Consider the following 9911-nt stretch of genomic DNA (forward strand, 5'->3'; position numbering starts at 1 on the left):
GCCCTTCCCTTAAAAACCAATCAGCCCGTGCCAGTAAGGAAGAGAGACCATGCCCGACGTTCCGGCTGGCGCGAAAAAGCCCCAGGACCACAAGCCCAAATCTGCCGACAAGTTCGAGCTCGAATTCGAGGGTGAGTCGTACACGATCACCAAAGAAGCCCTGCTCGATGACCTTGAGGTTGCGGAGTATTTGGCTGAGGACCGCACCGCACCGCTCGCGTTGCGTCAGATCCTCGGCACTGAAGACTACGCACGGTTCAAGAATTCGGTGCGTGACAAGAAGACGGGCCGAGCTTCCGCTGAGAAGGCCGGCGAGTTCCTGGACAAGATGTTCGAGGGAGCGGAAGAAGCAAATTTGTCCTGATGCTCGCGTGGGCGCTGCGGCATGAGCGCGCAGCCCTGACGGCAGATTTCCAACGAGAGTATCGCCTGGACATTGAAGGGCTGTACTCGGGTGAGATTTCGGTTCTCAGGGCGGCGAGGCTCACCGCGAAGCTCCCGCGGGGGTCGCAGTTGTGGAGGGCACTCGGCGGGGCCATGGCGGTCACGGATGAGTGGGATCTGCTGAATGCGATTGAGCACAACATCAGAGCAATGCCGTGGGCCTTCTCCGATTCGAAGGAACGCGGGAAAGCACCAGAACCTATGCCATACCCGGAGATCAACGAGAAGTACGCGCAGGCTTCCGGGACGAAACGACAACGACAGTCTTCCGAAGATTATGTGACCAAAAAGGCTTTGGCCCGGAGGAAACAGCTTCAGGAAGCCCGCGAATCTAAGGGGTAGGCATGGCAGGAGTAGGGGCCAATCTTGGTACTGGCTTCGTTGATGTGGTTCCTTCGATGCGCGGGATCCAGGGGAAGCTGTCGAAGGGTCTGCGCGGGCCTGCTGCGGCTGCCGGTGGCAGTGCCGGTAAGTCGATGGGCTCGCGCATGGCCTCGGCGGCCGGCAGAGCCATTAAGACCGGGGCCGTGGTGGGCGTCGCTGCCACTGGCGCAGCTGTTGGGGCTGCGCTGGTGGGTGGCTTCAAGTCAGCTATCGCCCAGCAGGGCATCCAGGCAACCATGACGGGCCTGTACGACAATGCTGGCAAGGCTGCTGGCACACTCAAGCAGATCAAGGATCTGTCGAAGACTTCCCCCATTGACTACAAGGCATATGGGGATGCGGCTAATTCGCTGGCCTATGCGGGTGTTGAGGGCAAGGGTGCTGTCAAGATTCTCGATCAGGTCGGCTGGGCGATCACTGGTGCTGGCGGCGGGGCAACTGAACTCGACCGTGCCATGCAGGGCCTGCTCAAGGGCGTGAATAACGGTGGCGTCGTGATGAACGACACGCTGGGCATGATCTCCGATTCTGGCTACCCGATCATTGACGGGCTCAGCGCGAAGTTCGGCGTCGGTGGTGACGCGATCAAGAAAATGGCGGCTGAAGGAAAGCTCTCCGTCGAAGACGTCATCGACGTGATGAGCAACAAGTTCGGTCCGCTCGTCGGTAAGCAGATCGACGGCGGCAAGGAGAAGGCGAAGACCTTCGGGGACACGTGGCTGAGGGTCAAGGACAATATCTCTCTGGCTATCGGCGAAAAGATGATCCCGATACTCGAGAAAATGTCACCGATTCTCGGAACGATCGGGGACAAGCTCGCCGGCTGGATTGAGAATGTCGACCTGTCGCCGATGGTCGGATGGTTCGAGGGTATCGGCAAGTGGGCGGGTCAGCTCGATTTCTCATCGTTCGACAATTTCACGAAGTCTCTGAGCGGTGGCGGTGCATCGTCGGCGCTGTCCTCGATCTTCGACTCGGTGAAGAAGCTCGCCCCGGTTTTCGGTGAGCTGTTCGTGTCAGTACAGAAGTCGGCCCCGGCGTTTGCGACTCTGGCGCGTGGTGGTGTCGACCTTCTGGCGGGTGCTCTGAAGTTCCTGGCCGATCACATGGACATGATTGTGAAGGCACTGCCGTTCATCATCGGCGGACTCATTGCCTGGCGGGCCGCGACCGCGGTGCAGACGAAGCTTTTGGCTGTGCAGGCTCCGATCCTTGCTGCCTCGAATGGTCTGCGTCTGACGGCGGCGATCCTTGAGGGTCGGAATGCTCGGGCGAAGATCGCGAGCACGGGCGCAACGGCTACGCAGACTGGCGCCGAGAACGTGGGCCTGGCGACGAAGATCCGCACAGTGGCCGCGACGATCGCGCAGAAGACGGCGACGGTTGCCACGTCGATTGCAACGAAGGCCGCGGCGGCCGGCCAGTGGCTGCTCAACGCGGCCCTGTCGGCGAACCCGATTGGTCTCGTCATTGCCGGTATTGCTGCGCTCGTGGCTGGCCTGGTGTGGTTCTTCACGAAGACGAAGGTCGGGCAGGCGATCATCCAGTCCGCCTGGGCTGGAATCAAGGTCGCGATCGGTGCGGTGACGACCTGGTTCACCGGCTCCGTGGTCCCTTGGATCAAGGCGGCGATCGGGATCCTGGTCGCCGGATTCAAGTTCTTCAAGTCTGCGGCGTCGCTTGCCTGGACCGGCTTCAAGATCGTCCTGTCCACGGTCTGGAACTGGGTGAAGACCTACGTGTTCAATCCGATCGCGAAGGTCGTCTCTGCGACGATCCCGAAGGCGTTCGGCGTCATGAAGTCCCTGGTCGGGGCTTACATCAACGCATGGAAGCTCGTCATCAACGTGGCGTGGTCGTTTGTGCGCGACAAGATCTTCAAGCCACTGAAGCACCTGGTGACGGTCACCATCCCCGCCGCCTTCACGCTGTTCAAGAATCTCGTGAAGTCGCGGATGGAGAATTTCCGCGCTTCCATCCTCGATAAGTACTCGTGGGTGAAGACTCACGTGTTCAAGCCACTGAAGACTTTCGTCACCGAGACGATTCCCGGCGCGTTCACGAGCTTCAAGGACAAAATCAAGGCCCGGATGGAGAATTTCAGGGCCTCGATCCTGGATAAGTACTCGTGGGTCCGTGATCACGTATTCTCGCCGCTGCAGAAGCTGATTAAGACGACCGTGCCGAACGCGTTCGACAAGGGCGTGAAGTCCATCGGCACGTTCTGGGACAAGCTGAAGAAGCTGGCCGCGAAGCCCGTGAACTTTGTCATCGACACGATTTATAACAACGGGATCCGTAAACTCTGGAATCCGATCGCCGGCCTCATCGGCAAGGACAAGTGGAAGCTCGATGAGGTCAAGGAACTCAAGTTCCGCACCGGTGGCAAGGTGTGGGGTGCTGGTACCGAAACGTCCGATTCGATCCCGGCTCGCCTGTCGCGTAATGAGCATGTGCTCACGGCGAAGGATGTGCGCAACCTCGGCGGCCATGGTGGCGTGTATGCACTGCGCAAGGCCGCACAGCAGGGCTGGACGCCGGGCCTCGCCTCGGGTGGCACTCTCTCGGATGCTGCGCGCTGGCTCAAGAATCAGGACGTGCGCATCACCGAGTTCAAGGGCTGGGGGCAGAACGTCGGCGGGCACTCCCGCAACTCTCAGCACTACACGGGCCACGCTTTCGACGCGAACGCCGGGCCTGGTGGTCAGAATGCGACCGAGCAGCGCATCTTCGACCGGCTCGTGCCGAAGATCCACAAGCTGTTCCCTGACTTGCACACCATCTGGCGTGCGCCTGGTCACTACAACCACCTCCACGTCGGCACCGGACCCGGCGGAAAGGTCGGCTCGGGCGGTCCTGGTGGTGGCGGGTCCGTCTGGGACATGATCCCAGGCCTCGGGAAGCTGCGCGACCTGAAGGACAAGCTGAAGAACATGGCCTCTGGCCGCTTCGGTGAGGCTATGGGTGGTCTCGGCAAGAAGGCGATCTCAGGCCTGGTCGACAAAGCGAAGTCCATGGCCGACTGGGCTGGCGACGCTGTCGACAACGTGAAGGGTGGCATCACGAAGGGTGTCGCCTATGGCAAGGGCCAGACGTGGGCGACCCTGCGCGGCCTGAACTGGTCTCAGCGTAAGGCTATGAACTACATCGTCAGCAAGGAGTCCGGCTGGGATCCGAAGGCACAGAACCCTCGCTCCACTGCCTCGGGCCTGCCTCAGATGATCAACTCCACGGCGCGGGACATGCTCGGCGGCGCCCCGGCATCTAGGTTCGGTGTCTTCGACCAGCTCGACGGCATGAAGAAGTACGTGAACAAGTTCGGTGGCTGGGAAGGCGCCGAGAAGTTCTGGAAGTCCCACCACTACTACGCGCAGGGCGGGCCAGTCGCGCCGTCGTCGCTGTCGATGATGTCGGGCAAGATGCCGTCGAAGCCGACCGTCTTTGACGGCGGCGGGTGGCTCACGGACCGCATGGTCGCAGTGCACGGGAAGCGTCAGCCGGACGCGGTTCTGTCACAGCAGCAGTGGTCGGACGTGCACCGGCTCGCGGTTGACGGTGGGGGCGAAGGTCGCGGTGGCGTGAACCTGACCGTCAACATCAACGGCGACATCGACTCTCGTGCGACCGCCGAGAAGGTTGTAGATGATCTCAGCTTCGAGGTCAAGAGGATCTTTCGTGGAGGGAAGTACTTGTGAGTGAAAAAATCTGCCTCGTCATCGACTGTGGGCGACCCGGCGTCCGGCGCAAATACTGCTCCATGCACTATCAGCGCTTCATGAAGACTGGTAGCCCACTCGTCGGCGCCAGGACAAAAACGCCAGAAGACGCCTTCGCGAAATTCGCGGTATCCGTTGCAGGCGGATGCTTGCTTTGGACCGCCGGAAAGGACCGGGACGGCTACGGGAACATTGCGGTCTACGGGCGAAAAACTCGCGCACACCGCTACGCCTGGGAGCGTATCTACGGTCCTATGCCGGACGGTATGCAAGTAGATCACAAATGCTGGAATCCATCGTGCGTGAACATCGAGCACCTAAGGCTCGCTAATCACGCTGAAAACCAGCACTACCGCAACGGATCGCACCGCGGCAGCAAGACCGGGTTTCGCAACGTTTACGATCGTGGAACCCACTTCCAGGTGATGATCGGACGCAACGGCAAGCAGCGACACTACGGCACGTTCGCGACGATCGAAGAAGCGGTCGATGCCGCCGAGCTGAAGCGCGCTGAGCTCTTCGGCGAGTTCGCAGGTAGGGGCTGAGTATGCCTGACTTCGATATAGAACTTAACGGGACCATGATCGGCCCCGAGCACGGATTCTTCGCCTCCGACCTTGACCTCGGGGGGCTGGAATTCCGCGACCAGGACAAGGACGTGCCGGGAGGCAATGGTCGCCTGTTCGGGCGCGATTACGCCACGGCGGCACCGATCACCCTAACGCTGGAGTCCATGGCTGACACGGTCGCTGAGGCGAAGGCGGACATGCGTGCGCTCATGTCGGCGTGGCGGTGGACGCAGGGCCGGGACAATCCGGGCGCGTACACGTACCTGTCGGTGACGATCGCGGGGGAGCGGTCCACGTTCTACGGCAGGCCGCGCAAGATCAAGCCGGACGTATCGGCGGGCACCTTCCACTCCGGTGGGGTGACATTGTCGGCGGAGTTCGTGCCGATGATCGACCTCGTATTCCTCGGCACGGGGCGGTCGGTCGACATCACGATCCTCGGCAACCAGGACCAGGGGCTCGAGGTCCCAGTGGAGGTGCCAGCGTTCCTTGAGGGTGAGCAGCGGCCGCGTGAGGGCCAGATCGTCAACGGTGGTACTGAGCCGGTCCCGTTCACTGCGCGCTTCTATGGCCCGGTGTCGAATCCGTCAATCAGCTCCCCGGCGGGCGATTGGGAGATCAGCCTGGACACGACGATCGCCTATGACCAGGTGCTCGTGGTGGACACGCTCGGGCACACGGTGATCCGGGAGGAAGACGGAGCGAGCTTCGCACACGCGCTCAGCTACGACTCGGACCTGTCCGCGCTTTTGCCTGCGGGCACGTCGGAAGTGTTCTTCAAGGGCACTGACTCATCGAATACGGCACACGTCACTATCGAGTGGTCCGAGGGGACCACCGGAATCTAAGGAGATACATCATGGCACTAGATCCGGTCCCTACATGGATCCACGGAGCAAAGCATTCGGGCGACATTCTGCGGCAGGGGACGTTCAATCAGACGGGCGGCGCTGAGGGTGTGTCGTCGCCGACAGCGTTCCGGGTGCGGGCCACACAGACGCCTTCGAATAAGGTGCGTGTCGATCCGGGTGGTCTGCTTATGCTGTCGCCGTGGGACGAGGGGCAGACGTATTCGATGCGCAACGCCTCGGAGACGCTGGTCGAGGTTCCGGCGTCGTCGTCCTTGTCCGCGAACACGTGGTACATCAATGCGTGGGTGAACGACCCCAAAAAACCAGGCGGCACCGAGCCTGTGAGCGTCCCATACGGCCCGTACAACTTCCTCACCTGCGACCCGGAGCCGAAGGACAATAATCCGGCGTATGCGTGCGCGAAGATCGTCGTCCCTAAGTCCACTGCAATCGTCGAGCAGGACATGATCACGGACCTGCGCGAGCTGGCTCAGCCGCACCGCCAGCAGCTCATGTTCGGTCGGCCTCGGATCACTGAGGATGAGTCGCGTAACTTGGGGCTCACTGTCGCGGCAGGTGGCGAATACTTCCCAGGCGGCAACGGGGCACCCAATACGTTCAAGGTGTTCGTTCCCACTTGGGCGACACACATTCTTGTGGATGCGTCGTGGATGAGCGTCAGGTACGCAGGCAGCTCGAACCCCTATGGGCAGTATTGGATCGAGTATGGCGACGAGTACAAGGATCGCACCTGGCCGGGGAATCGGCAGTATGAGTTCGCCACCCAGACGTTCGCGTTCAACTCTCCTGGGACGAGTAACAATGTGATGCGTATGGATTGGCGTCTCATGTCATCTCAGCATATTGACCCAAAGCTGCGCGGGAAGACGATCACCATGGCATTCAAGGCTGGCCGCCAGGACTCCGGCCCCTCGGCGGACGTGTCGATGGACGCCCTGTCAGGCCTGGGCATGCAGTTGGCGTTCGTACAGACCACGCTTGACCCGAAGTCGAACGAGGATCCGGCCTGATGAAGCAAGGCTGGCGGCATCATGTGGTGCGTGCGAATGGTGACGGGACGATCACCCCCGTCCAGTGGGACGTGCCCATCTCGGGTGCGGGTCCGCTCACTGATCTGTCGGGGCCAGGGGCATTCGAGGGGACGATCACGCCGGAGGTCATGCGCCTGAAGGACGAGGGTGGGCCGCTGATCGTGCCGTGGTCGACGGTGGTGCTTTCGGAGCGTGACGAGCAGCTGAAAGCCGTGTCGTTGATTACGGATGTGAACGAGAACGGCCCAGACCTCGGCCTGTCCGGGGTCGGCTATGGCGGGTACGCGGCGCAACCGTACACGGGCGAGACCTTCGAGGGCGTGAAGGTCGACCCGCTGGATCAGGTGCGGCGCATGTGGAACCACCTGCAAGGGCTCAAGGGCGGCGGCAGTGACCTCGGCGTCGTCATTGATGATACGACCTCACCTGTGCGCATCGGTGAGGAACCGCGTGACGTGTCGTTCTCGACCGGCGACGGGCAAGACGTCGAGTTCGAGGCTGGCCCGTATGTGCTCGCCCGGTGGAAGACCGACGATATGGCGAAGGAGATTGACTCCCTGGCCGAACAAACTCCGTTCGACTACCGGATGGAACACAAATGGAAGCCGAACAGGGATGACGGCATTGAGTCATTCCTGCGCATCGGATACCCGAAGATCGGGGTGCGGCGGAACCGGCTGCGCTTCGTCGTCGGTGAGAACGTGATCGTTCGCCCGCAGATTCAGTGGGACGGCGACGACTACGCCTCGGATGTGCTATTCCTCGGCGCCGGTGAGGGTCGGGAGCAGCGGTGGGCGCGTGTGGCGCATGTGACGGGTGATCGTCTGCGCCGGTGCGTCGTCGTCTCTGACAAGTCGGTCACGTCGGGCAAGGCGGCTGAGAAGTCTGCCTGGGCGGAGCTCGACCTACGCCTGGGCATCGAGGATATCACCGAGATCACAGTCACAGACCATCACAATGCTCGGTTCAACACCTGGGGTCTCGGTGACGAGATCCTCATTACGACCCCCGCCGGATGGGCGCAGAAGATGCGGCTGTGGGTGCGGGTGTTGGCCGAGAAGTGGGATTGCGATAAGGACGAGCTGACGTTGACTGTCAAGCGTGTGGAGAAGGTGTCATGACTAGCATTGAAGCGAAGCGTCTCGCCCAGCGGATTGCCCGGATTGAGCGCGAGCAGGCGAATCAGGGGAAGCCTCAGCTGGCGTACTCGAGCATTGAGAACGGCAACCTCAAGTCTTATGAGGGCAATGACCTGAAGATGGTTGTGGGCCTGCAGGATGATGGTGGGCAGGCGACGACCGTGTTCAACGGCCCGACCCCACCGACACCGATCAATTACACGGTGACGGTGGATCATGGTTCGCTCACGGTTCATTGGGATGGTGAGTTCGAGGATGGTGCTGTTGCCCCGTCTGACTGGGCGCGATGGACAGCGTATGCACAGGAGGGTGGCGCTGTCACCCCGTCGCGTGTGACTGCTATTGGTGGCACGGACTCGGCTAGTGGCGGTGAGGTCACTGCGGGCGTGCTGAAGGGCCAGTGGACTGTGACTGTGCTGGCATGGTCGCAGGCTGGCAAACCGTCTTCAATGGGCCTTCCTGTGACTGTTGATGTTCCTGGTTATGGGGACATTGTTTTGGCTGAGATTGATGCTGCTGAGACCCTCATCAAGAACGGCAGCGACATTCTGGTGTCGGCGCAGGACACGTTGGGTGGCAAACTGGATTCCGCGTTCGGTTCCATCGACTCGATTAATGATGACATGTCTGATCTGGGTGACGCTGTTGCGGGTGCTGTGGTGTCGGCGAACGGGAAGAACACGGTCACGTACGATGACCGGCCACCCACGGGCACGGATGAGGGTATCACTGGGGACTCATGGTTCGTGGGGCAGGTCGGGCGGCCGGAAGATGTCGTTGAGGCAACGAACCTTTTAGCGAACCCGTCGTTTGAGACTGAGGTTCTGCCCGGATACTTCACGCTGAACACTTCTCGCTCGTCAAACCCGATGGGAGTCGTTTCTGGTTCGTACTGCATGGCAATGGCCACAGCCTCTGCCTCGGGATCGAACTGGACCGGGCTGGATACGTTGCCCGTTTCGTTGTTCCCCGCCAGCAAATGGGTGGCGTTCGGTCTTACTGTAGCTGGTGCTACCGGCGCAAAGTTCATTGACGTGTGGGCGGACTTCTACAACGGATCAACACGGGTGGCCACTACCAGTGATGCGTATGCGCCGATCAGTGCCGAACAGTCGCGGATTGTGCGTGCCATTCAGGTGCCGAGTGTTGCGTTTACTCAGGTTCGGTTCTTGGTCCGTCTGCGTAACAGTGCCTCTGGTGGCGCTCCGGCGGATGGTGTGACATACACCGATGCGTGGCAGATTGTGGTTGCTGATACCGAAGCCAAGGCGCGCTCTATCGTGGGCCAATATTTCGACGGCGACACCCCATCCGGCACCACGAATAACGAGTCGCATTACCGTTGGACGGGCACCTCGCATGCGTCCACGTCGGAGAAGTACCTGCCCGCAACAGATGGCCTGTCCGAGAATTGGAATGTGACCGCCCAGTACCGGCATGACGGCAACGGTTGGGTGGAAGTGGAGTTGTCGCATCATGTGATTTCGTCTGCCGATGTGGGCAAACTTGTTGCGGGTAGTGCAACAATTAAGGAAGCGTGTCAAGCACCGGGTTTCATAGAGGCTGTTTTTCCTGGTTTTCTATGCAGCTACGCTCGCGGTCGCACCCTGGTTGGTCCACTCAGCTTGAACCTCGAACGGAGGTCGATATCCGATCGCCGAATGCAGTCGTTGCCGGTTGTACCACCCGATCCATTTCGATGTCGCTGCCATCACCTCGATCAACCCCGACCATTCGCGACGGTCGATCAGTTCCG

At 60.9% G+C, this 9911-nt stretch carries 8 protein-coding genes; 7 read left to right on the forward strand and 1 reads right to left on the reverse strand.

Annotated elements, in window-relative coordinates:
• The first annotated feature begins 49 nt into the window (after positions 1-49).
• From BANT918_RS11940 to BANT918_RS11970, 7 genes are read left to right on the forward strand one after another with little or no spacing between them, the layout of a single operon-like run.
• The gene (locus BANT918_RS11940; protein ID WP_101620441.1) at positions 50-364 is read left to right on the forward strand and encodes a hypothetical protein; all 315 of its coding nucleotides are present in this window, start codon (positions 50-52) and stop codon (positions 362-364) included.
• On the forward strand, positions 364-786 hold the full coding sequence (locus tag BANT918_RS11945; RefSeq protein ID WP_101620442.1) for a hypothetical protein: 423 nt from the start codon (positions 364-366) through the stop codon (positions 784-786). The genes BANT918_RS11940 and BANT918_RS11945 overlap by 1 nt, the downstream gene beginning before the upstream one ends.
• 2 nt (positions 787-788) lie before the next feature.
• Entirely contained in the window at positions 789-4523 is a 3735-nt protein-coding gene (locus BANT918_RS11950; protein ID WP_145996983.1) for a tape measure protein, read from the forward strand.
• Complete coding sequence (locus BANT918_RS11955; protein ID WP_101620444.1) at positions 4520-5089, forward strand: HNH endonuclease; 570 nt, start codon at positions 4520-4522, stop codon at positions 5087-5089. Before BANT918_RS11950 ends, BANT918_RS11955 begins: the two co-directional genes overlap by 4 nt.
• A gap of 2 nt (positions 5090-5091) precedes the next feature.
• Positions 5092-5961 (forward strand): hypothetical protein, encoded by an 870-nt coding sequence (locus BANT918_RS11960; protein WP_101620445.1) that lies wholly within the window; start codon positions 5092-5094, stop codon positions 5959-5961.
• An 11-nt stretch (positions 5962-5972) separates the two neighbouring features.
• On the forward strand, positions 5973-6995 hold the full coding sequence (locus BANT918_RS11965; protein WP_101620446.1) for a hypothetical protein: 1023 nt from the start codon (positions 5973-5975) through the stop codon (positions 6993-6995).
• Positions 6995-8137: a hypothetical protein gene (locus BANT918_RS11970; protein ID WP_101620447.1), complete on the forward strand. Its 1143-nt coding sequence runs from the start codon at positions 6995-6997 to the stop codon at positions 8135-8137. Before BANT918_RS11965 ends, BANT918_RS11970 begins: the two co-directional genes overlap by 1 nt.
• A gap of 1598 nt (positions 8138-9735) precedes the next feature.
• On the opposite strand, the gene BANT918_RS18130 is transcribed toward BANT918_RS11970, so the two are convergent.
• The gene (locus BANT918_RS18130; RefSeq protein WP_418904419.1) at positions 9736-9867 is read right to left on the reverse strand and encodes an integrase core domain-containing protein; all 132 of its coding nucleotides are present in this window, start codon (positions 9865-9867) and stop codon (positions 9736-9738) included.
• Positions 9868-9911 lie beyond the last annotated feature (44 nt).

It is taken from the genome of Brevibacterium antiquum CNRZ 918, assembly GCF_900169145.1.
Taxonomy (GTDB): domain Bacteria; phylum Actinomycetota; class Actinomycetes; order Actinomycetales; family Brevibacteriaceae; genus Brevibacterium; species Brevibacterium koreense.

Bases quoted from the DNA above. Each gene is read 5' to 3' on its own strand.
- BANT918_RS18130 (WP_418904419.1), bottom strand. From the start codon at position 9,867: ATGGCAGCGACATCGAAATGGATCGGGTGGTACAACCGGCAACGACTG.
- BANT918_RS11960 (WP_101620445.1), top strand. From the start codon at position 5,092: ATGCCTGACTTCGATATAGAACTTAACGGGACCATGATCGGCCCCGAG.
- BANT918_RS11950 (WP_145996983.1), top strand. From the start codon at position 789: ATGGCAGGAGTAGGGGCCAATCTTGGTACTGGCTTCGTTGATGTGGTT.
- BANT918_RS11945 (WP_101620442.1), top strand. From the start codon at position 364: ATGCTCGCGTGGGCGCTGCGGCATGAGCGCGCAGCCCTGACGGCAGAT.
- BANT918_RS11965 (WP_101620446.1), top strand. From the start codon at position 5,973: ATGGCACTAGATCCGGTCCCTACATGGATCCACGGAGCAAAGCATTCG.
- BANT918_RS11970 (WP_101620447.1), top strand. From the start codon at position 6,995: ATGAAGCAAGGCTGGCGGCATCATGTGGTGCGTGCGAATGGTGACGGG.
- BANT918_RS11940 (WP_101620441.1), top strand. From the start codon at position 50: ATGCCCGACGTTCCGGCTGGCGCGAAAAAGCCCCAGGACCACAAGCCC.